Origin of the sequence: Natronorubrum bangense (genome assembly GCF_004799645.1) — an archaeon.
GTDB lineage: Archaea > Halobacteriota > Halobacteria > Halobacteriales > Natrialbaceae > Natronorubrum > Natronorubrum bangense.
Genome location: NZ_CP031306.1, coordinates 748481 through 771991 on the forward strand (window position 1 = coordinate 748481; position 23511 = coordinate 771991).

The window sequence follows — 23511 nt, forward strand, 5'->3', positions numbered from 1 at the left end:
GGAACCGACAGCCTCAGTAGTGTCTCGCCCAATATATGGACGATGACCAGCCAGCAGTACGATGGACTCCTCCTCGATCACGACGGCGTGATCGTCACGCTCTGTTCACAGCATGTGCTGCGAGACGCTGCACTCGGCGCATTCGCTGATGCGGGTGTTTCGGATCCAAACCCCGACGACGTCGACACGATCACGATCCGAGTCTCCGAGGATGAGCTCTGTGCTGTTGCAAAGCGGTACGACGTCACCCCAGATCGGCTCTGGCAGTGTCGCGAGGATCGAATCGAGACGACGCTCCGGACGGAAACCATCGCCGGGCGGAAAGCGCCGTACGACGATGTGGCGTGTCTCGAGCGCGTCGAAGTCCCACGCGGAATCGTGAGCAACAATCAGACCAGAATCGTCGACTTCGTCCTCCGAGAGTACGGGTTACGGGGTCAGTTCGGAACGATTCGTGCCAGAGAGCCGACCCGAGCCAGTCTCCGAGAGAAAAAGCCTAATCCGACGTATCTCGAGGCAGCAGCGACAGATATTGGCTCTTCGAACCCGCTGTACGTCGGCGATAGTGAAAGCGACGTTGTCGCGGGCCAGCGTGCGGGATTCGATACCGTGTTTCTCCGCCGAGAGCACAACGCGACGTCCCATCTCGAGACGGAGCCGATGGCGGACCTCGAGAGTCTCGAGGCAGTTCTCGAGCTATTGAATGACAGCTGACACCCATCGCTCAACCACGATACAGCCATTTGTCTACGCAGCGCGAGTTCTCTCGAGCGAAGCGGCGACGTTTTTCAGGTAGTCCACACAAGGAGTAGTATGCGACCGGGTCGTTCGGAAACCGACACTACTACTCGCCGACAACTGCTTGCGGCCCCCCTCATCGGAACCGGCGGGGAACTCTTAGGTCAGTTCGGCTCCGGCACAAGAGCTGTCTCATCCGACGAATCGCTCCCGGCGCATCTCGACGAGTACGTTCCGGACCTGCTCGAGCGATACGATGTACCGGGAGCGTCAATCGCCCTGATCAAAGACGGCAAGCTGACCTGGAGCAGTGCCTACGGTACCGCTGACCCCGCGGCGGAGCGCTCGACGACCGCGGACACGCCGTTCCGGGTGCAATCGTTCACGAAGTCGGTCACTGCATGGGGAGTGTTGAAGCTCGTCGAGCAGGATGAAATCGCACTCGACGATCCAATTGGCCAGCACCTCACGAGCTGGGAGCGTCCGGACGCCGAGTATTCGTGGGAGGAGGTTACCGTGCGGCGAGTACTCAGCCACAGTGCCGGGTTGCCAGCAGGCGTATACGAGAGTGTCCCACTGGACGAAGAGCCGCTGCCGCTCCGGGAGGCGCTGTCCGGAAACGCGGGCGGGCCGGCGGCTCGACCGACCGACGAACCCGGTGAGTTTCGGCACTCGAATCCCGGCTACGCGCTGTTGGAACTCTTAATCGAGGACGTCACGGGCCAGGACTTCGCAGCGTACATCGACGACGAAATCCTGGAGCCGCTGGGAATGGACGGAGCCACCTTCGACACGACCGAACGACTCCGTTCGGAGCTGGCAACGGAGCATTTCGTTGATGGAACACCGGTCTCTCTGTCACATGGTCCCGCCAAAGCCCCTGGTGCACTGTACGCGACCGTCGAAGATATCGCCCGCTTTGTCGCCGCCGGCACGGAGACGAGCGGGGAACCGGTTGGGCGGGGTGTGCTCGCTCCGGAGACCGTCGACGAGATCTACGCTCCGGCCGTCGGAACGACTGGATTCTACGGCCTCGCAAGCGACGGCGCGGGGCTCGGTCACTTTGTCGAAACGCTTTCCGACGGGAAACGAGCGGTGATGAACGGCGGACAGGGGCCTGGATCGTGGCACTGGTTTCATACCATCCCCGGGACCGGCGACGGTATCGTTATCCTCACAAACAGTGAGCGGAGTTTGCAGCTACTCACAGACGTGATCGAGGCGTGGATCGAGCAGCGTGAACTCCCCACGGTCTCACTGACACGCGCGAGGCGATGGGTTCGCCTGCCAGTTTGGATTCTCGTCGGCGTGGCTGTCGGGCTTGCCCTGCGGCTCGGATTCGGTGCCATCACCGGAAATCGAACGTTCGATCCGCTGTCAAAACGTGACCGTCCCGTTCGGGCAATCCTCTCTGGTCTCGGCGTGGCGACGCTTGGCCTCTGGTGGACTGTCGGTCGAGAAACCGTGGCGTTCTTTTTGCCAGTCATTGCGGACTGGATCGGACTAGCACTGTCAGCAGTTGTCGTCTTGCTGTTGTTGACGGTCCTCTTTCCGCGAACCGAGGGTGATGAGCCGACGTGAATCGCCCCGAGGCCACGCCCCAAACTACCAGTGTCAACGAAGACACTGGATCGCCAGCAGTGTACCTGTCTCGTCCACTGAGCCATCCATTAGAACTGTTCGGAATTTCTGACTGTCCTAAAGAAGGCTTTTGTTCGGCCGATTACGAGATTGCGTATGAGCACAACGGAATCGTCCACTAACGCCACGACGTCGGACACGACCTGGGATGTCGTCGTTGTGGGTGCGGGGACTGCTGGTTGTTACGCCGCTTCGACAATCGCAAATGCGGGATACGATGTCGTTATCCTCGAGCGAAAAACCGAGGCCGAAGCCGGTCATATCGCGTGTGGCGACGCGTTGAAAGGCGCTGACGGGTTTCCCGATGCGATCCCGAAAGAGAAGATTCAGCCGGCGTTTACGAACACTGGCGTCGATCACGGCCGATTCGAGATTCCTCAGGAGGACACCGTCCTCGAGATCCCTATCCCGGGTGAGCTGGCCGTCATCGACCGGTTCGAGTACGGCAAGCGACTCATCGAGGGTGCTCTCGAGGCGGGTACGGAGATCCACTACGATACTGTCGTCACAGACGTGATCCAAGAAGACGGGGGCCGTGTGACGGGCGTCGAGGCGATTCAAAAAGGTGACTCTCGGACCTATGACGCAGCGGTCGTCGTCGACGGCGCGGGATCGTTGTCCGTCCTTCAAGATATGGTCGATTTCTCCGGGTCCACGTTCGACACGAACGTCGACTACTCGCAGTTCTCCTCGGCCTACCGCGAGATCGTCCACGTCGACGAGCCGGTCGAGTGGGATGACGCACTGGTGTTTAAGCCGACCGAGCGGTCTGCGGGCTACCTCTGGTATTTCCCGCGGACTGAGACGGAGATCAACGTTGGTCTCGGTTTTCAAATGAGCGAAGAGCCAATGAAACTCGTCGAGGATCTCAAGCGAGATTTACGAAATCGTCCCGAGTTCGACGGTGCACGCGTCGAGGACAAACTCGGTGGCGCACTGCCGACCAAGCGGCCCCACGACTCGGCAGTCCACCCTGGCTTCATTGCTGTCGGCGACGCCGCTGGACACGTCAACCCGACAACTGGCGGTGGGATGGCTGGTGCGGCGTACGCCGGCGCATACGCTGGCGAGCAGATCGTCGAGGCGATCGAACAGAACGACGTCAGCGAGGCGTTCCTCTGGCGATACAACGAGCGTGTGATGGACCACTACGGTGGCCGATTCGCCGCCTTGGACATCTACAATATCCTGGTGACCGCTGCTGATCTCGATGATCTCACGAGTCTGATCGCAGCGATGCCCGGCGACAAACTCTCCGAGGCGCTGTACTCGGGGAGTGCTGATATCAGCTGGAAGCTGAAACTCGAGACCCTGTTCAAAAGCCGCGGTCACTGGGATACCCTCTGGGAACTTTACCAGACGAAACAGTGCGCCGACGAAATCCTCGCTCACTACGAGGCGTACCCCTCGAGTCCCGACGAACTGCCGGCCTGGCAAGCAAAGCGTGATGAGCTGATGGACGCTGTCTACGAGACGACTGGTGCAGATCCAAAGTACTGAGCGAGAGCGAACATCCAAGGCAGAGAACAGTTCCAATCGCGTCTCGCACGCTCCCTGAAAATGTCCCGAACGCCGGTCTCGCGTTCTCCCTGACTCGTTTTAACCATTCAAGATGATGTGACTTCTCCCACGACTCAAGTCGTGGGCTTTCTCCTCGAGTTTCTGTAATGAGACGATCCGTCCGAAAAAATCATCGCGCGAGGAGTGCGTACAGCAGCCCCAGGATAACACCATACACGGCGTGTCCCATCAGACTCTGTCCGCTCCAGTCGGGCACGGGTGGTGTCATCTCTGTCATCACACCAACCCACGCGGGCATGACGAACGACGCGAGGACGAGCCAGAGGACGACCCCGTAAGCGAGTCCCGCAACGGCGACCGTGAAATTGCTTCCCAGTCGGTCCTCGAGGCCAGTCGTCCGAATAAGGATCGCAAAGCCGACGCCGAGGATGACCGAGTGGAACATGTGAATCGCCCACCCAACGGCGAGTGACGGTCCCAGCCCGTACATTCCTGGGATTGCCATCTCGATAATCGGTTGCATTGCCATCGTCATCAGCACGCCGAACGCGAGGCCGCCGCCAACGCCGCCAAGTAGGCCGGCTTGCCAGTATTCGAATCGTGTCTTCGTTCGAGTCTCTGTCGGTATGGCCGTTTTAGATGCCATACGTTATGAACGGGTGTCGACTTCCTAACAGTGCTACCGATGGACATAGGTGTGCTACAGCCAAGCCTAATCGCGGTGGTCGGTACTGCCGCTCAGTTGTGATCAACAGAGCAACTGTAACTGTAGTGTGCGGGCGAAGACTGGTGTCCGTGACGTCCACTGCGACCTTGTTCAGCAAGACGTGGCCACACCGTGTGCATCAGCAATTGGAACGACCCACGAGGATTCAACGCGCTGAAAAAAGTCAGTGAGGTCTCGAGGCGAAACGATCGGTCGACAGTCGATAGCGCCATTCGACCCGTACCACCCCCATTCGTGCCTATTTTTCCTCGCGTGTTGACAACGATATCGGTACACTTGCGAGCATGGAACGTCGAACACTGTTGACCGCAGTTGCAGGCATGCTAGTTGTGAGTGCAGGCTGTACCAGTCTCGGATCGGACGGAAACGGAGACGGAGACGAAGACGGAGACGAAGATGAGTCGACAAGCGAGAACGGAGACGACGCGGAGTTGAGCGAATCAGAGCTGCTCGAGCAGTTCCAGGCAACCCTCGAAGATCGCGGATTCGAACAGGTAGACATAGCGCCTGTCGACGACGGACTCGAGCTAGGATACGATGCGAGCGGAACCTCGGACGACAACGTCGCCACCGAGATCGAGCTGATTACGGACGGCTACACGACGACCATCGAAAGTGGCTCGTCGACGGCGTACCTCGAGGCGACTGCGTACGATCCGGAAGACGGAGAGATGGTCGATTACTTTACGATCGAAACCGAGTGGGTCGAAGCGTACCTCGACGAAAATCTCGAGTGGCCCGAGTTGCTCTCTCGCATAGCGGAGACGTTCGTGTCGACGGAACCGGTTGACGATGCGGAAGACGGGGACGACGGGGACGAGCAAGAAGAAGACGAAAACGGGGACGAGCAAGACGGTGACGAAGACGGAAGCGAGGACGAGAGCAACGAAAGCGACGAGGACACCGACGAAGACGACGAGTAGCGTCGAATGACTCCGCTGATACTGTTGGGAGTTGGATCGAGCGGTTCCCAGTCATTGCTCTCGGATGTCGACCCAGTCCTCGAGCGCCGGCTACTCGTCGGAGCCGTGGCTGGCATCGTTCCGGGGGCCGTCCTGTCGACGGTCGTCGATCCGTGGCTGTTGGGCCTGCTTCTCGGGCCGGTTCTCGGACTACTGTACGGGCTTGGCTTCGAATTACTCGAAAAGTCGGCGCTAACGCACGCTGTCGGCGCGGCGGCGATGAGTATTCCTGCCTGGTTGCTCGTCTACAGAGATACAGCGAGAGTGCCTCGGGGCTTGACCTCGAGGGTGAATCGGGTAAGCTATATGATACGTCCCGCCGTATTGATGAGTGCAGTTGCGAAGGATGCGACACCTCTCAAAACCCGCATCCTTGACGTGGTGAGACGGGTGTTGTCGGGTCGTGGTGGAGCGACCGACCCTCACGGACGCACCGGGCGTTCGGGTGTTACTTCCAGCCGCCCCATCTCGGGAAGGTCGGGGGGATTGAATTTACCTGCGACGGCACGACCCGTTTTGGGACGTGCGGTCAAAACGGTGAATCCTCGGGGCTTGTCCCCGAGGTACTTCACGTTCTTGGACTCTCCTTGGTTCGGACGGGACAGCAGGCGTGGACGCTCGATGAGATCACGACCGTCCTTCCCACGCTCGCGACGTGGATGGGGCGGGAGCGGTGTTCGGTGTCTTGGTGGCGCTGACGTCGGCGACGTTCGACGCGCACTACGGCCGCGTACCGCGGGAGGATGTTGATCAGCCCGTGAACCGCCTCGAGGTCACGTGGTTCGAGACGCGGAGCGTCTCGTCATCAAGCGAGACCTATGGTCTCGCGGACCTTGCGAATCTCCGATTCGCTCAGTCACGAGAGACGGAGTCTCTCGAACGACCCCGAGGCACTCGCCTTGCATCGCCTGTAGAACTACTGCTGGTCTCTCCCCTCTGCCCGCCAGTTCCGCTCGTGGTCGTGCCGGTCCGACTCGGTGTCGCGGAGCCGGTTCCGGACAGCCCAAACACGAGTGCGCTCACGGCGAGCAGCCCCTTCGTCACGAGAGAGCGTCGTGTTTCGGTCGTTTCGTCGGTCGGTGTTCTGTGGCTATCGTTTATCGTCATCACTCGAGGCAAGACGCTTCTGGTCCTGTCATACGTCGGCTCACCATCGATTGGTTCGAACAGTATCACAGCGTGACTTGCCTCACTCGGAGAAAGAGTGATATGAACTTATATTCGAATGGAAGATACACACACTAAATTCGGGTGTACTTCTCGGTTCTTCCCGATACGAAGCGGTAATTCGATCACTCGACGTCGGAAAGCAACACGGCACACGTCGAGCTGACCCATGCGTCTTGGTCGTGTATGTCGTAGATGACCGTCCCGTCGTTAATCGTGTGGTAGGCCCCAATGTGGGCGTTGGGACCGTTCGGTTCGGCGTCGCGTGGCTGGTTCGGAGTGTGGTTAGACATGGTGGTGGTCTTCGGCAGGAATGCCGACTGGTTCGGACAGGGCGTGTCACGGACACTGAGTTTCGATACAGGCGCGTTCGACACGGGTTCGTCCGCTATACTAGTAGAGGGCTCTCAACTGCAAGAACGCGGTGCCGAACTATGTGAACTCGTCTCACCTAGCTACGTGGGCCGGTGACACTTTGAATGTCGATACAACCCAACCGGGTCCCATCGCTACTGTGAGTCGAGGAACGCCGACAGCAGACTCCAGATCCCTTTCCGGAGGTGCTGGTGGAGCGTCGACGAGGAGATACCCATCGACTCAGCGAGTTCTTCGGCAGTGATCTCTCGTGGCCAGTCGTAGTAGCCGGCGAAGTACGCCGACTCAAGCGCCGCCCGTTGCTTTTCAGTGAGACTTTCCGCGGTGGATTCGCGGAACTCCTCGGCCGAGAGGACGGTGCGTTCACGCTCGCGCTTGGCCACGAGTTCAACGTTCGAGAAGGCGCTTTCCACGGTGTTCACGATATCGCGGACGTTTGCTGTCTGTGGCGCCTCGAAAACGATCGTTCCCTTACCGTTTGCTGCCTGGGCGGATCGAAGCGTCGCACCCGCCTCAAGCGCGAGTTGGACCGTCGATTGGGGGGCCACCGACTGGGGAACGAACCTGTCGTCTCGCTCGGCGACTGCGCGCGCGTCTTCGATCCCATCGAACCCCTTGGCGGCTTCGAGAACGGTATCCGGCTCCGCTCCCTCGACAGTGTGGTCGTTGATGACTCTCCCCTCCGCGATTGGGACTGAGCGTTCGAACCGAAACCGGCAGTCGAGATCAGCGGTCACCCGCGAATAAAACACCGACGGATCGCTCATGGTGAACTCGAGTTCCACGACAGTGTCCGAGACGAGCATCGACCGGTTACGAATCGCGTTTATTGCGAAGCCAGTCATCTTCCCGAACGACTCGAGGACCTCGGCCGCTTTGTTATTGAAGACGGCTTCGCGGACGCTGTTTACCACGAGGATCCCGAAGAGATGGTCGCCGTACAGCAACGGGATCGCCGCGATGGTTTCGACGTCCTCGGGGAACTCATCGTCGGTTCCCGATTGCTCGTTGCCCGTCTGCTGGTACTGGCGGATGATCTGAACCGTTCCCGTCTCGATCGCCCGTGCGACGGTTCCGTTTGCGACGCTCGAGAGCGGCAGTTTGTTGACCGTCTCGAGGTAGCCGTCTTCGACACCGCTCCCGACGCTCGCGATGATATGATCACCAGTACCCTCGACGTCACCAATCCACGCGCTCCGATAGTGCTCGGACTGGGCCAGCCGATCACAGATCGTTCGCTCGAGTTCCGATCTCGTAGTCGTCTTGATGAGTTGTTCTCCGGTCTTTTTGAACAGTGAGTTGATCCGAACCATCGTCTCGAGTTGATCGTGCTGCTGATGCAGTTCGCGTTTCTGGGCTTGCAGGAGTCGACGACGCTCTGCCCGGCTAATGGCCGTTGCCATGCTCATTGAGAGCATCTCTGCGAGGTGCACGTCTCGATCATCGAACTCCTCGTGTGATCGAACGACAACAGTGAGAACGCCGTCCGACCCGATCGGGACGTGAAAGCTCGGATTTTCGAACACCGACGGATCATCTGACTCCGTGACCGTCGCGGTGTTGGCTAGCGTTCGTTCGTCCCTGAACGCCCGCCCAGCAAGCGTGGCCTCGAGGTCGTAGGCTGTACGTGACTCGAGCAGCGCGTCTGCCCCGTCGGTCATGGCCACTCGTTCGAGTTGGTTCGTATCCGAATCGAACAGTCGAACGCAGCCAACCTCGAAGCCGAGCACGTTATCGACCGCTTCGGTACCGATCTGGGCAATCTCCGCACGTGAATCCGCAGGTATCAGTTCACGCGAGACCTCGGTGAGCGACTCGAGTTGGCGTTCCTGTGCTTTTGCCTCGCTGATGTCACGGACGATACAGATCGACCCCCCGTCGGCGAGCGGGGCGAGCGAGAGTTCCTGTGGGACCGTCGAGCCGTCGGCGCGCAGTCCGACCGCGTCGCCGCGCCAGCCGTCCCGTTCCGAAACGATCGAGAGGACATCGGACTCGAATCGCTCGACCTCATCGTCCGGATAGAGACGGTTCCAGGACGTTCCGACGAGTTGCTCGGGACTGTCGTACCCGTAAAGCGCGGCGAGGGAGTCGTTCACGTAGTTGAACGTCCCGTGTTCGTCGGCGATTCCGATTCCGTCGGTCGCTGCGTCCATGGCCGTCGACCGATCATCGACGGTTTGCTCGGCCGCGAGGGTGTCGAAAGCTATCTGCACCGTCGACGCCAGCACGCTGACCAGCTCCTGAAGCGACGAGTCGATGTCATCCGTCGTGGATCCGACACCGAGGAGGCCGTAGTCATCCAACGGAACCAGCAGCCGCGTCTCGAGAGGCATCCTCGGGTGTGCCGCGTTCGACACCGTATCGTACTCTTCGACCAGCCTCGACTCGCCCCGTTCGAAGACGTCCATCTCGACGGTTCCCGCTCGAATCGGATCCATCGCCCCGGTCGCGTCGTCGGCCAGGGAGGCAACCCGCTCGCTCACAGCCAGTGGCCGGAGGGCATGGTCATTAGCCGTCCAGATCGTCGTCAGCGATCGATCGAGCACTGCGCCAGTGAGTTCGACGGCGATCTCGGCGACGTCGGTCTCAGTCTCGGCGAGCAACAGTTCTCGGCTCGCTTCGCCGAGAGCCGCGAGTTGTTCCTCGTACTCTTTCCGTTCGGAGACGTCCCGGACGTTCGCAAGCACGTGGTGTCGGCCGTCGATCTCGATCGGCGACGCCGATACTTCCATTGGTACCCGCTTCCCCTCGCGCGTCTCACAGTCGAGTTCGTCCGTCCAGCCACTTCGCTGCTCGAGGTCGCGGGTGGTCAACTCCTGAAACCGCGACGGCTCGTAGGGGAAGATATCTGTTGGCTCGAGTGACAACAGCTCCGCACAGGAGTAGTCGAGCAACTCACAGAGACGTGGGTTGCATTCGGTGATCTCGTCGTTCTCTGGATCGAACACCACGATACCGTCGTTCGAGTGCTCGAAAGTTTTCTCGAGGACGGCTCCGGTCTCTTGGAGTTCAGACTCCCGTTCGTGTCGATCAGCTGCGTCGCGTACGGTCACGGTGAAAAACTGCCGATCGTCGTGTCTGGTTTCCGTGACGACAATTGAGACGGGAACCTCCTGACCAGCTTTACCGAGGAGGGTGAGTTCGGTCGGGCTACTGCCGGCAGTCGCAAGCGCTCGAACGTCTTCGAGCGGTTCAGTCCGTTCTTCGGGAAAGAGACGATCGATCGGGTGGTCAATCAACTCGTCGGGACCGTAGCCGAGAAGATCTGTGACGTACGGATTAAAAAAAGATGATCGTCCCGGTTGTATCGATGGCGACGATCCCGTTTGCGACGTCGTCGACTACTGGCTTGAAAAATAGATCGTCTACAGAAAAAGCAGGCCGAGTGCCTCGGGGCTTGACCCCGAGGGTGAAGGCCGTAAGCTCCGCTAAACGTGTTCCGTTCGCTCAATATACTGTTCAATCGTCTCACTCGACACTGTGCCTGCCGTCCCAACGTAGTACGACTCTTCCCAGAACCCACCACCCCACAAGTAGCTCTCCAAAAACGATTCGTGCTGTTCCCACATCTTCCGCGCCGTGATGCTCTTGACCGTTCGCACAATCTTACTCGGTGCGTGCTTCGGATGCGCGGACAGGAACAAGTGTACGTGGTCAGGAGATATGTGCAACGATTGTAGGTCATAGTCGTACTCATTGCACACCTTCTGGAAACACTCATCCAACGAATCCTCAATTGGTTCCAGTATCGCGTGGCGGTATTTCGGACACCACACGAAGTGGTAGTTGACGTTGTACACTGTGTGGTTCGACCGCTTCTCCCCCATATTGGACACACCACACCGATACACATAAGTATATCCAAAGGATATACACAGATATGGTGAATCGCTTTGAAATAGACGGCGAAGAAGTTCTCGACGGAGAGGTCAAGCCGTTCGGGAACAGCGCTCACGTCACTGTCCCAAAACGCTGGCGTGGCGCGGACGTGAAAGTCGTTCGCACCTCAGAACCTACCGAACAAGACGAAGAATGACAACCCAAGAGCCGACTCTCGTGAAAACGCTGGACTTCCAACTCGACATCCAGAGTGACAACGAGAGTCTGCTCAAAGATGCCACCCTCGAAGCCCGCTGGGTGTACAACGAAACCATCCGCCTCGCCAAAGAAGGTGTGGACTGGGACGACATTTCTCCTCGCCTCGAAGACGAGGCCGACCTCATCAAGAACACGACTCAACGCATCGTCTCCAAAGCCTTGGAAGCGATGGAGAATTACTACGACTACGACGACTACAACATTCCCAGCCACACCAAAGATGGCGCGTACCCACTTCGAGCTAACTACGAGGAAGGCTACAACCTGTCGCTCACTGATGATGGAGAAGTGACGTTTCGCATCAGCGCGAAACCCTACAACCACGTCAAAGGCATCCTCAAAGGTAGTGACGCCCACCTTGATTTGCTCAAGAACGCACTGACGAGCGATGAGTGGAAAGTCACGACCAGTGAAGCCCTGTGGCGCGAGGGAGAACCTGAACTTCACGTCAATATTCGCAACACCGAACGTACTGTGCGAGACAAGCAGGACTCTCGGACGGTTATCGGTGTCGATGTGAACGAGGACAACGTGGCACTCACCGCACTCACAGAGGATGGTTTCGAGGATACGTTGGTTATCGACTTTCCCGAAATCAAGTTCGAGCGCCACCGCTATTTCACGATGCGAAAGCGCGTGCAGAACGCGGGTAAGGACAGCATCCACGACACGCTGGAAGGGCGTGAGGAACGGTTTGTCCGTGACCGACTCCACAAAGTGAGCCGTCATATCGTGGAATGGAGTCAGCAGTTTGAGAACCCGTGCATCGTCTTTGAAGACCTCAAAGAGATGCGCGACAGTATCGACTACGGCACGCGGATGAACCGACGCTTGCACCACCTTCCATTCCGCGCTCTCCAGTTTTATACGTCGTACAAGGCTGCGTTCGAGGGAATCCCCTCGGATTCGATTGACCCGTACAAGACGAGCCAGCGGTGCCCGTTGTGTGGGCACGCTGAACGGGCGAATCGGCGAAAGAAGCGGTTCAAATGTAAGGGCTGTGGTCATCAAGACCACAGCGACCGTGGTGCAAGCGTCAACATCGCCGTGAAAGGCATCAAGAAGTATATGAGTTGGAATGTGCCTGCTCTCAACAGCCTTCCACAAGTTCGGAAGGTGCGACGGCAGGCATCGGGGCTTGTGGACAGCCCGACCGTGACCCACCCGACCGTTCGAGGCTACCCTGCCGATGGTCAGGTGGGAGTATCTGATTAAACCACGGGAAGAAGCCTCGGGGCTTGACCCCGAGGCGGTTCACGTGTGATGAGAGACTGGCCATAGTATCTATAATAGAATACTTCAGCTTTATATATAAAGTAGATATATACATATCAATAAATCAAACTATCCTGGAAATAAGTCATAGCAATCGCGACAGCGTGTCCGGAGTCTCGTCCGTTTGGACACGGACGTCGTACATCGGTCGCTACCGATCGATTCTCATGCCGCCGCTGTTGACCTATTTGATTTTCTGCTATATCAAATATCAAATCGAGAACTGTTTCGATTACCAACGGCGAGCACAGGGACTACCAAATGTGCCACCGCTATGGGCAAATTCACGATCCGAAAGATCATCCATCTAGCCGTACTGTCAGCCTTACCTGTAATATATTTATTAAGTAAATAATATTTATGTCTGTGTGGCCATCTCTATCAAGCATGGAAGACACGAGTAGTGATTCAGACACGCATGGCTATCCGAACCTCTCGAGCGACGAATTATTCCATATCCTTTCCGCTGCGAATCGGCGGACCGTACTGTTTCATCTCCGCCAACACAGGGCAGCAACGCTCGATGAACTGCTCGACGTGCTCACAGAGGTTGGGACGGACGACACTGACAAAGTCGACCGAGAACGCGTGCATTCGTCATTGCTCCACAGCCATCTTCCGAAACTCGAAGATTACGGGCTTGTAACGCACAACCAGAACGAGCAGATCGTTGAGTCGACGAGTCTTCACGGCAACATCGGTGAGTGGCTCGATCTTGCAGTCCGAAATCAGATTCAGTTCGAGAACGCGACCGACACACGCGGCCGGTCCGACGAGGGGATCCAAGTGTTGCTCGTCGATGACGAGCCAGGCTTGCCCGAAACCATCGGGGCCTACATCGAGCGTGAGGCCGATGATATAGCGGTTACGACCGCGATGAGTACCCCCGAGGCGGTGACGACACTCGAGAAAAAGTCGTTCGATTGCATCGTAAGCGACTATCAGATGCCAGCCATTAGCGGTCTTGACTTCTTGAAGGTCGTCCGCCAGGAAGACGCAGATATTCCGTTCATCGTCTTTACTGCCAAAGGGAGTGAGACGATCGCCAGCCAAGCGATTGCGACTGGTGTTACCGACTATGTTCAGAAGGGGCCGGACACCAAACAGTTCGACGAGTTGATCGACCGGATTCATAACGCCGTCAACAAGACCTGAACCCATCGCGTATGCGGTCTAAGCGCACTGTCCTGCTTAGTTCGGTGAGAGCAGTCTCGTCGAACAGCTAGTATTCCATAGCCGACACTGAACACTGAAGATGCACCCCAGAAACGCGTCGGAAGGACACGACGGACAGCTGGGTTCTGCTCACAGTGTCACTGATACCCGCTTATTCGAGAGACGTATGCAAAACAGCTACAACGATACCACCAGCGAGGACCTCGCACGGGGCGTGATCGACTATTTCCAGAACGCGCTCAGAATCATCCAGCACACGGTACTTGGACACCCCCTCGAAAACGCCGTCATGCAACACTGAACCAATGGCTGAGATCCAACCGGAGTACGAGCGGTTGACCGAACGCATCACGGATGCGTACTGTGCGGTCGATTCCGAGTGGCGAATTACGTACTGGAACAAATCGATGGCAGCGTGGACAGACACACCGGCAACGGCCGTCAAAGACGAGCTTCTATGGGATGCTGTCCCAGCGTTTCGTGGATCAGCAGTCGAGTCCCACTGTCGTGAGGCGATGGCAACACAGGAATCACGTACGTTCGAAACACTGCCCTGTGACCCATTCGAGCACTGGATGGAAGTGAATATCTACGCCGACGAGGACGGACTGTCGATCATCTCCCGTGAAATCACCGAGCGGAAGATCCGTGATGAGGAGTTCGAACTCGCGGAAACGCTGTTCGAGAACGCACAGGATGCGCTTTTTCTCATCGATGTCGATACAAACGAAGATGAGTTCCGACTTGAGCGAGTAAACCCTGCCTACGAAAACCTAACCGGGCTCGCAAACGATGAACTCCGCGGGCGGCGACTCGAAGACGTTTTTGGAGACAGAGAGGGGGGTGAAATTCTCGAGCGCTACCGGAAGTGCGTCTCCCAGCGTGAACCGCTTAAATACGAAGAACTGCTCTCAGTCCCCAGCGAGAGATCTTACTGGGAGACACGGATCGCGCCGGTGATTGTCGACGGCGACATCAAAAAGCTTGTCGGAGCGGCACGTAATATCACCGGGCGTAAAGAGCACGATCGCCAGTACGAAGCGATATTCAACCAGACCTACGAGTTCATAGGGCTACTGGACCCCGATGGGACATTACTGGAGGCTAACGACTCCGCGCTGGAATTCGGGAGTCTCGACCGCGAAACGGTAGTGGGTAACCCGGTCTGGGACGCTGACTGGTGGCAGATAAGTGATGATACCCAGAAACAGCTGAAAGACGCCATCGAGGTGGCAGCCGTCGGTGAGTTCGTTCGCTACGATGTCACGGTACAAGGGGGCGACGAAACTGCTATCATCGACTTCTCTATTCGGCCAATCACCGACGAACAGGGCGAGGTTACGCTGCTCATAGCCGAGGGGAGAGATATCACGACACACAAACAGCGTGCACAGGAACTGGACCAGAAACGGGAGTTTCTCAAGCAGATCCAAGCGGTCGCAGATATCGGTGGCTGGGAGGTCGAGTTCAGTTCGGAAACGATGCGATGGACAGAGGAAGTGTATCGTATCCACGAACTGCCGTTGGACCACGAGGTAACCGTCAAAGAGGGAATTTCGTTCTACCATCCTCGAGATAGAGCGACGATCGAGGAAGCGTTCGAGCGACTGCGGACTGCGGGGGAGGGCTACGATCTGGAGTTGCAAATTCTTACGAACACCGACAAGCAACGCTGGGTTCGCACGCTGGGAACGCCGTGGTACGACGACGATGGCACCCTGATCGGTGCTCGCGGGGCGTTCCAGGACATCACTGAGCGGAAAGAACGCGAACGGGAACTTCAGCGGACAAACACGCGTCTCGAGGAGTTCGCCTCCGTTGTGAGCCACGATCTCCGAAACCCACTCACCGTCGCACAGGTCGCGCTCGAACTCGGCCGCGAGAGCGGTTCAGCAGAAGACTTCGACCGCATCGAGGCGGCTCACAAGCGGATGAACGCGCTCATCGACGATCTGCTAACGCTTGCACGCAAAGGCCAGCAGGTCGAAGCGATCCGCCCAGTTACGCTCGATGCACTGATCGAGTCGGTCTGGGAGACGATTCCGACTGATGACGCGACCATCGACATCGGACTCGACGACTACTGCGTGGAGGGTGACGAGGCACGCCTGCGCCAGTTGGTCGAAAATCTCCTCTCGAATGCGGTGAGACACGGTGGCGATAACGTGACGATCCGAGTCGGCCTACTCGACGACGACCAGGGGTTCTATATCGCGGACGACGGCACAGGTATCCCCTCCGAAGTACGTGAACACATATTCGACCAGGGCTACTCGACGGCCGACGAGGGGAGTGGCTTCGGCCTCGCTATTGTCAGGGGAATCGCTGAGGCCCACGACTGGACGGTCGAAGCAACCGAAAGTACCGACGGCGGCGCTCGGTTCGAAGTGTACACCAGACAGCGCAGTTCAGTCTGAAGCGTAAGTGAATCGGAGAGGGGGAGTTCACGCGGACGCGACCAGTCGCTGGTGCTCTGGTTTCATACACCGGTCCTGGACGACACGTAGGCCGGCCGATTCCGCTCGAGCGACCGCCTCGTCGTCGTGAATGCCGAGTTGGAGCCAGATAACGTCAACGTCATCGCGCTCGAGCGTCTTGTCGACGATCCCTGCCACTTCGGGACTCGGCCGAAACACGTCGACGATGTCGATGTCTTCCTCGACATCCGAGAGCGAATCGTATGCGGGCCGTCCCAGGAGTTCGTCTGCGTTTGGATTGACTGGAATGACGTCGTACCCCTGTTTCTGAAGATAGTTCGGGATCTCGTGGGCAGCTTTTCCAGGTGTCGACGAACAGCCAACGACGGCGACTGTCTTCTTTCTGAGTACGTTTCGGACCTCGGCATCTGTCTCGATGGGCATACTATCTGTAGAACGGTGTGCGTCAAAAGGCCACTGTCGTTTCCAGCTACGGATTCCCCACACCAGAGTCGTCTCGACTTACTGGGACGAAGGAAACCTGCCTTGCTCTGGGAACGCCACACACAGGGCACAGAACAGCTGTCTCCGGCACTCGAGAGCGGTCGCTCGGTGATCTTCAGCTGAGGAGGGAGTGTGATGGAGTCGAGTCAGGTTCGTCGCCACCGTCGTCTGTCGGGGCGATTTCACCAGCAGACTCGACGTCTGATTCGGACTGGTCAGTTGTGCCGTCATCTGGAGAGTCCTGGTCGGTCTCGTCGGTCGCCGTGGGAGCTGCAGTTTCTTCCGACGGCGTGGAGTCGTCTGTCGGTTGCGAATCGGACGCCGTTTCGCTCCCGCCGGGCACCTCGTTGTCGACTACCGTCTCGTTCCCGACCGGCGTTTGATTGCTGGGGGTAGTTTCGGATTCTCGAGTGTCAACTGGTTCCGACGACTCGCCTGGATTGCTGTCTTCGGTCGGTTCAACGGTAGCGCCGTTCGTTTGGCTAATCGTGGAGTTGTGCTGAGAGGAGTCATCGACAGCCACCTCCGAGAACGAGGCACTGGTCGCAAACGTTCCCGAGACTGATTCGGTGTCGGTAAACACCGCGATCGTGCCCACTCCACCTGCGAACCCAGCCGTCGCAACGAGGAGACAGGCGATGGCGACAGCAAACGGCCGACTGGACATCATTCGGACCCCTCCGTACGGCTGTCTGTCGCCACTGGTTCAGTCGTCTCCGCCCATTCGAGTTCCGAGTCGATCGCCGTCGCTTGCGCTGCTGCAGTGTTCTCCAACCCTGCCGGCGCAGACTCGAGCGTGTTCACGTCATCGCCACTCGAGCCGCCGTCCGTCGCTGGCGTTGAATCGTCTGCTACCGTTGAGGCGGCTGGTTTCATCGTCGCCTGGTCGGCTTCGCCCGTCCCAAGACGTGTGGCCAGCAACAGCCCACCGGCAGCGAGCGCCGAGAGCGTTGTCGCGAACGCGACCGAGATCGCCACTGTGGTCTGGAGCTCGAGGGCAACGTAAATCGTGTAAGGCGCAGCGAGTGCCAGAACGCCCGTCGAGAGTCGTAGGTCACTCGTGGTAATGGTGATCTCGCCGGTGGTCGCCGTGGCCGCAGGCGACGCCGTTTCGGCGCTGTCGCTGCTGTCGTCTTCAGTCGAGAGCTCATCAGTTCGGCCGGCACGGAACAGCGACCACAGCTCGGTCACGACAAGCAGCCCCATGGGGACGGCGACGAGCAGCACGAATCCGAGCGGCGTGCTCACGGCCTGGATTGCGTAGCCGAGGTATGGAATCGTCAGGACGACGACGCCCAGAACGTTCACTCCGGGGACCAGACTTGCGTCCACGTTGCTGTTTGCATCTCCTTTCGTTTCGAAGGCAAGTCCGTCCCCGGCCGTTTCGACACCCACGACACGGTGTGTTACCGGTGTCTCTTCGGTGCCTCGAGTGAACGTGACCACGTCGTTCGTTTCGATCGTTGCGGGATCTCGGTCAGCGACGATCACTACGTCTCCGGGTTCGATCGCCGGAGACATGCTTCCGGAGAGTACGACGAAACTGTACTGTGCGCCGATCACACCCGGAATCGCGTAAATAACGAACGGGATAACGAGGGCGATTAAGAGGAGCAATCCAACTCCGTTTGCGATTTTTTTGTAATTCATTTATGTAGTCACCTCACAGAGGGCGTTACCCTCGGTGTCGATTGCCTCGAGGACGGTGAGGCTGTACGTGCCGTCAGCGATCACAAGCCCCGGACCAAACGGCTGTGAACAGCTGATGTGGAAGTCGCCGATGGTGGTTCCGTCGACGACGACGTCGAAATCAGGGCCACCCTTGATTCCGGGTGGATCGTGGAAGATCGCGGTGAACGTATTCCCCGGCTCGACGGTTCGCTCGAAGTCGTTCGTGGCCGGGCTCCGAACCAACTCCAGGATCACCTCGCTGTCTGGGCCATCGTACTCGAAGGTGGCCTGTGCGATACGGTCGCCATCCTGTCGGGGACAGCTGAGACACGTTGGCGGCTCGTCACACGGAGCCACGCCCGCGAAGGGATCGACGACGCTCTCCTCGTCGACGTGGCGACACTGTTCGGCGACCAGTTCGACGGTGAACGCGGTTGTCTCACCCGCCAGTGCGTCCGGAACATCGGCGGGTAGTTCCCACGCGAGCTCGAGGTCGATCGACGTTCCGGGTTCAGTACACCCCTCGAGTTGGGTGCCAGTGGCGAGCGACCGCGACACAGCTGTCAGGCTATCTGCAGCGAGCGTCGCACCATCGATACGGACATCCACCTCGAGTGCGTCCCCGAGCGGATCGCTGGCGGGTGGACAGACCGTCCGGAGCCAGAGTCGTGCGGGATTCGTCTCGATCGCCAACGAGATGGTGACTGTGTCACCTTCTCCACGATCGATTCCATCGAACGAAAACGAGAGTCGATCGTCGATGATCGAACACGCGTCGCAGTCGACGCCGATGGTGATTGTTCCGGCGGCGAGTGCGTTCGTGAACCGCCCGCGGTCGCTGAAGAACGCCGCAGTGCCGGCCCCAGCGATTGCGCCAGCGGTACCGATACCGCCGACCGCAGCGAGCACTCGCCGGCGGCTGAGCCGCACCCGATCCTGGCTCATAGACGACCTCCACACTGCTCTGTACTGACCGCGAGCTCGAACTCGAGCGATTCGCTTTGCCACTCGTTCGTGACGGAGTCATCGATTCGCCAGGCGAACCCTAGACAGAGTCGATCGCCCTCTGCGAGACAGTCTTCGATGCCGTTTCGAAGTCGGAGACCGTCAGTTCCCGGCCCGTACGTCCGGCCAAACTCAGCGAGCGTCATCTCGATTTCAGGAGCTGTGGGTATCGACCCCGTCCCGGCACAGCCGCCGATGCCGAACAGCCCAGTATCGTACCAGAGTGCGATATCGACGACCTCGCTAAGCTCGCCCGAGACTGCCGGGACCAGACGCACGCGTGCATCCATCTCCGCTGCGAGGAGCCCGAGCGCGATCGTCCCGCTATCTCCGGGCAGGACGTTCGACGCCGCGATCAGGGGCCCATCCGATGTCGCGTCGTAGCCGTCAACGTACGCGTCGGTGGGCGCGTCCCCGGTCTCGTTTGTGACCGGCGCTGCGTTCACCACGCGATCGTTGTAGGTACTGTACCAGGCGACGCGGAGCCGCGGTCCATCGTTATCCGTCTGAGCATACGTATAGTTCGTGTACTCCGGCGTGTTGCCCGTGACGGTCGTTCCCCGAAATCCAAGGGTCACGAGTCCAGCGGCACCGACGCCACCGAGTAGCTTCCGCCGAGTGAGAGTTGTTGTACGTTGTGTCACTGTCGGTCCTCAGTTGTGTTTGCCGGCCACGCAGGCCAGCCACGGTTCACTCCCGCAACACGCGAGATGTACGGCCAATCGTACCCGTCCTGTGCGGATATGAATGACAGTCATACCGCCTTCGCCGCGTCCGGGAGGGTCATACTACCACCTCGCTCAGCCGGTGGCAAGGCATGCCTACCGCCAGTTATCACAGGCCGCGACGAGCGATCCAGCCCAGTGTTCATCAGCTCAGCCGAACCGCTGTCACAGCCGAGTGAGCGACTCGAGCGATCACGCTCCGAAAGGGTTGGCTGGATCGGGATTGTGTCGGCACTGCTCGGTGTAGAACGACAGGTCGAACACGATGCTATCGCCTTGCACTTCGTTGCCAACGGTGGTTGGGAGGTGCCATTCAAAAGCGATGAATCGGGTGTTCGACGGCTGGAAGCAGGGGACGTCGTCCGCCGGTGGTTCTTCCGGTGGCACCACCTCGTAGCAGAAGCTGACGTGGCTCACGCCATATCGCTGCTCGGCAGTTCTGAACGGTGCACCGAGACCTTCACCCGAACCCGCCGTGAGGGAGCCAGTCCCGTCCGATTTACTGTAGACGTTCGCACCCGCGCCGCCTTTGACGATGACGGCGCTCACTTCGAACCCCTCGAGTTCGAAGTCGAACTCGCGGATGTCGTCACCGGAGACGGCAGTCACTGTGATCGTAACGTCACCGACTGGGGTTGCGTAGGTCTCAGAGTCGCCGACGGTTTCCGGCAACTCTTCCGATTCGATCTTGATTGCACGGAACAGCCCGAGGTCCTCACACGTCGGGTTGCCTTGGATGACTTCGTCGTCGCCGTCCCCGAGCGTTTCTCCGTCACCCGACCCCCCTGTCTCGCCGTTTGGAACGCCGAGATCCGGATCGGGATCGTACGCGAGCATGACGCCCTCGTTCAACGCCTCGAGGACCTCTCTGAGCGTCCCGGAAACGATCGCCGGCTCGCCCTCGTCGAACACGTTGTTCCCGTTCAGATCGTACCAAGCACGGGCGGTCATCATGTCGGCGAGTTCCGGGCCACTGCTGTCGGGATGGCCGCCGTCGCCTTCCGCCACGAGGTCGCCGTGGAGCCAGATGTAGCCCGGATTATCACAGAGCTTGATCCCGAAGGTCACTTCGCCAGCGTCCCCCGGTTTCACATCCTCGAGTTCGATGAGTGACTCCTGATTCGGCGCGAACGATGGGTCATCGAACGTCGCGATCTCCGCACAGGAGAACTCGAGGTTCGTTCCCTCCTTCGCCGCCTCGACGGGGTCGGAATACGCGGCCAGATCCACGTACTCGTCGACGCCGTCGTTACGCTCGAACGACTGGAGGCCGTTTCCGTCGTGATCCGGGTAGGCGTTCACGAACGGTCGGCCCACACTTCCGTAATCGCCCGGGCGGACCGATTGGTCTGCGCCGTAGTACAGCTGTTGCCAGGTGACGCTGAGATCGAGTTGCCCCGCGGTGAGCGTGTTCCCGGCGAACGACTCCTGGTCGCTGAAGTAGGCGGTCGTCCCGAGTCCTGCACCCGCCGAGGCGATGCCGACGGCACCGAGGCCGGCGAGCACGCGCCGGCGGGAGAATCCGATTTCTGTCGTGTCGTTGGTCATGATATGTCCCTTGTGGGGAATCCCACCGGCGGAGTCGAACCGCCGTACTCCAAGTGGGTCCGTGTCCGAATATCGCCCCGCGGCGCGGGGCAGCCGGTGGTCGTCTCGCTATTCGGGTGATCTACGACTCCGCCACGAAGTTGTGCCGGCACTGCTCGGTGTAGAGGCCGAGATCGAACTCCACGGACGCACCCTGAACGTCGTTGTTGTCCATTGTCGCCTCGGGATCGTTCGAGCGAATCGGGAACGACCAGCTAAAGCCAACGCAGTAGGTCCGGCCGGGTTCGAAGCAGTCGATCCCGTCTGCTCGTGGCACGGCGTCGACGATCCGTCCGGGATCGCTCTCGAGGACAGCGAGCACGTCGGCGAGGGTGCCACAGGCGATCACTTCCTCCGGAAGGATCTCGAGGGCGACCTGTGCGAACAGGTCGGGGATCGATGCCGGGTCGTCGATGTTGAAGAAGAACGCCGGGTCGCCGCCGTAGGTGAACGGATCGCCGCTGAACGTCGCAGCCGTCGCGCCGCTGACGTCGATCGGGAGGCCGGCTGGCCCAGCCATTACGCGCTGGGTGAACTCGGCACGGGAGTCACCGGTGTCGTCGCCGACGATGAAGATGCTCGTCGCGTAGTCGGGATCCGTGCGGGCCGCGTTCGCGGCGACCAGCAACTCCTCGAAGCGATCGTTCGTCAGACTCCCGCCAAAGTACGGCTCGCCGTCGGTGAACGTAATCGATTGCGGCTTCCGGCTGCCGTCGACGCGCTCGTCGAAGAGGTCGATGAGTTCGCCAAAGCCCTCCTCGAGGGCGGTTCCAGTACCGTCGAACAGGTCATCGAGTTTGTCACGCAGGTTCCGCAGCGGCGCCTCGCCGTCGCTGTCGAGTGTCACCAGATCGGTGATATCCGACGTGAACCCGTCGCCGTCGGGGTCGCCCCAGTCAGGGACGTCTGCCGACGTGACGACGTTCGCCCCGGGGTTGCTCGAGTTGCCGTCGTTGCTGTAGCCGTCGAAGAACACCGCACCGATGCGGAAGTCGTCGGCGTCGATGTCGGGGTCGCCGTCGATTTCGGTTTGCAGGAGCTCAACGAACTCGATCAGGCCCTGCTCGACGAGGTCGATCTTCGTCGTGGTCGAGTAGGTCGTCTCACCGTACCCACTGTCGCCGACAGTGATCCCGTCGCCGGAGACGACGCCGCCGTACTGGGAGTACAGCATCGATCCCGAGAAGTCGACCATCAACACGAGATCCGACGGCTCGAGGTCGTCGTAGACGTTGTCACAGTCCTCGTCGCGCCAGATCTTTGCGCGGAGGTAGTCCGCGAGTTGACCGTCGCCCGCACCGGCTATCTCCCCGGTAACCTCGCCGTTCATCCAGACGTAGCCAGGGTTGTCACAGAGCGTGAACCCGAAGGTCACCTCGCCTTCATCGCCGGGTTTGACGTCGGCGAGCGAGATTGCTGGACGCGGGGCATCTCCGAGGCTCTCGAAGTCACCACACGAGAGCGGGATGTTGCGCCCGTCCACGGGGTCGTCGCTCGGATCGTCGACGTAGGTCAGGTCGCCGAGTGACTGAATGCCGTTCTCGGTGTCGTCGGGGTAGGCGTTGACCCACGGGCGGCCGGCCCCGCCGTAGTCCTGGGGCCGAACCGACTGGTCTGCGCCGTAGTAGAGCTGTTGCCAGCTCCCGTGCATCTGGAGTTGGCCGGCGGTGAGCGTGTTTCCGTCGATCGATTCCCGATCGCTGAAGTACGCGCTCGTCCCGAGCCCTGCACCGACCGACGCGACGCCGATTGCGCCAATGCTCCCGAGGATCTTTCGGCGGGAGAGGCCGAGCGTATCGTTTTTGTTAGACATGATGTATACCCCGTTCCGGGGAGTCCCACCGGCGGAGTCGAACCGCCTAAAACGCACCGGCGGCCCTTCAGGCACGTCGGATTTTGGCCGGTCCACGAGCGTGCGTACG

At 59.4% G+C, this 23511-nt stretch carries 20 protein-coding genes; 9 read left to right on the top strand and 11 right to left on the bottom strand.

The window, feature by feature from the left end:
* Window positions 1-42 precede the first annotated feature (42 nt).
* The 3 genes from DV706_RS18925 (at window position 43) to DV706_RS18935 (ending at window position 3879) form a co-directional block, all read left to right on the top strand.
* A complete protein-coding gene (locus tag DV706_RS18925) occupies window positions 43-714 on the top strand; it encodes an HAD family hydrolase (protein ID WP_006067101.1) in 672 nt (223 codons plus the stop codon).
* Window positions 715-813: 99 nt separating this feature from the next.
* Window positions 814-2319, top strand: coding sequence for a serine hydrolase domain-containing protein (locus DV706_RS18930; protein WP_006067102.1), 1506 nt, complete (start codon window positions 814-816; stop codon window positions 2317-2319).
* A 156-nt stretch (window positions 2320-2475) separates the two neighbouring features.
* Window positions 2476-3879: a geranylgeranyl reductase family protein gene (locus DV706_RS18935; RefSeq protein WP_006067103.1), complete on the top strand. Its 1404-nt coding sequence runs from the start codon at window positions 2476-2478 to the stop codon at window positions 3877-3879.
* 190 nt (window positions 3880-4069) lie between these two features.
* Here the strand turns inward: DV706_RS18935 and DV706_RS18940 are convergent, their stop codons facing one another.
* Entirely contained in the window at window positions 4070-4546 is a 477-nt protein-coding gene (locus DV706_RS18940; RefSeq protein WP_006067104.1) for a hypothetical protein, read from the bottom strand.
* Window positions 4547-4911: 365 nt separating this feature from the next.
* On the opposite strand from DV706_RS18940, the gene DV706_RS18945 reads away from it, so the two are divergent.
* Complete coding sequence (locus DV706_RS18945) at window positions 4912-5550, top strand: hypothetical protein (protein ID WP_136350978.1); 639 nt, start codon at window positions 4912-4914, stop codon at window positions 5548-5550.
* Window positions 5551-6881: 1331 nt separating this feature from the next.
* Here DV706_RS18945 and DV706_RS21565 read toward each other — a convergent pair.
* The 3 genes from DV706_RS21565 to tnpA all read right to left on the bottom strand — a co-directional run bounded on the left by DV706_RS21565 (window position 6882) and on the right by tnpA (window position 10958).
* Entirely contained in the window at window positions 6882-7049 is a 168-nt protein-coding gene (locus DV706_RS21565) for a DUF7331 family protein (protein WP_161569820.1), read from the bottom strand.
* 216 nt (window positions 7050-7265) lie between these two features.
* A complete protein-coding gene (locus tag DV706_RS18950) occupies window positions 7266-10370 on the bottom strand; it encodes a PAS domain S-box protein (RefSeq protein ID WP_136350979.1) in 3105 nt (1034 codons plus the stop codon).
* A 189-nt stretch (window positions 10371-10559) separates the two neighbouring features.
* Complete coding sequence (tnpA, locus tag DV706_RS18955; protein ID WP_006067107.1) at window positions 10560-10958, bottom strand: IS200/IS605 family transposase; 399 nt, start codon at window positions 10956-10958, stop codon at window positions 10560-10562.
* Between the two features lie 53 nt (window positions 10959-11011).
* On the opposite strand from tnpA, the gene DV706_RS18960 reads away from it, so the two are divergent.
* The 5 genes from DV706_RS18960 (at window position 11012) to DV706_RS18975 (ending at window position 16097) form a co-directional block, all read left to right on the top strand.
* Window positions 11012-11167 carry a DUF2080 family transposase-associated protein gene (locus tag DV706_RS18960; RefSeq protein WP_006067108.1) on the top strand — a complete coding sequence of 52 codons (156 nt, stop codon included), beginning with the start codon at window positions 11012-11014 and terminating at the stop codon, window positions 11165-11167.
* Window positions 11164-12444 carry an RNA-guided endonuclease TnpB family protein gene (locus tag DV706_RS18965; protein WP_006067109.1) on the top strand — a complete coding sequence of 427 codons (1281 nt, stop codon included), beginning with the start codon at window positions 11164-11166 and terminating at the stop codon, window positions 12442-12444. The genes DV706_RS18960 and DV706_RS18965 overlap by 4 nt, the downstream gene beginning before the upstream one ends.
* A gap of 447 nt (window positions 12445-12891) precedes the next feature.
* Window positions 12892-13659, top strand: a complete 768-nt coding sequence (locus tag DV706_RS18970) for a response regulator (RefSeq protein ID WP_006067110.1) — start codon at window positions 12892-12894, stop codon at window positions 13657-13659.
* A 187-nt stretch (window positions 13660-13846) separates the two neighbouring features.
* Window positions 13847-13981, top strand: coding sequence for a hypothetical protein (locus DV706_RS22370; RefSeq protein WP_275040553.1), 135 nt, complete (start codon window positions 13847-13849; stop codon window positions 13979-13981).
* 4 nt (window positions 13982-13985) lie between these two features.
* Entirely contained in the window at window positions 13986-16097 is a 2112-nt protein-coding gene (locus tag DV706_RS18975; RefSeq protein ID WP_006067111.1) for a PAS domain-containing sensor histidine kinase, read from the top strand.
* 27 nt (window positions 16098-16124) lie between these two features.
* Here the strand turns inward: DV706_RS18975 and DV706_RS18980 are convergent, their stop codons facing one another.
* The 7 genes from DV706_RS18980 to DV706_RS19010 form a co-directional block, all read right to left on the bottom strand.
* Window positions 16125-16541: a CoA-binding protein gene (locus DV706_RS18980; RefSeq protein WP_006067112.1), complete on the bottom strand. Its 417-nt coding sequence runs from the start codon at window positions 16539-16541 to the stop codon at window positions 16125-16127.
* A 175-nt stretch (window positions 16542-16716) separates the two neighbouring features.
* A complete protein-coding gene (locus tag DV706_RS18985; protein ID WP_136350980.1) occupies window positions 16717-17271 on the bottom strand; it encodes a hypothetical protein in 555 nt (184 codons plus the stop codon).
* Window positions 17268-18251, bottom strand: a complete 984-nt coding sequence (locus DV706_RS18990; protein WP_006067114.1) for a signal peptidase I — start codon at window positions 18249-18251, stop codon at window positions 17268-17270. The genes DV706_RS18985 and DV706_RS18990 overlap by 4 nt, the downstream gene beginning before the upstream one ends.
* Window positions 18252-19217, bottom strand: coding sequence for a hypothetical protein (locus tag DV706_RS18995; protein WP_006067115.1), 966 nt, complete (start codon window positions 19215-19217; stop codon window positions 18252-18254). It abuts the gene before it with no gap.
* Window positions 19214-19921, bottom strand: a complete 708-nt coding sequence (locus DV706_RS19000; RefSeq protein ID WP_006067116.1) for a hypothetical protein — start codon at window positions 19919-19921, stop codon at window positions 19214-19216. The genes DV706_RS18995 and DV706_RS19000 overlap by 4 nt, the downstream gene beginning before the upstream one ends.
* A gap of 273 nt (window positions 19922-20194) precedes the next feature.
* Window positions 20195-21550, bottom strand: coding sequence for a SipW-dependent-type signal peptide-containing protein (locus tag DV706_RS19005; RefSeq protein WP_136350981.1), 1356 nt, complete (start codon window positions 21548-21550; stop codon window positions 20195-20197).
* 121 nt (window positions 21551-21671) lie between these two features.
* The gene (locus tag DV706_RS19010) at window positions 21672-23402 is read right to left on the bottom strand and encodes a SipW-dependent-type signal peptide-containing protein (protein WP_136350982.1); all 1731 of its coding nucleotides are present in this window, start codon (window positions 23400-23402) and stop codon (window positions 21672-21674) included.
* Window positions 23403-23511 lie beyond the last annotated feature (109 nt).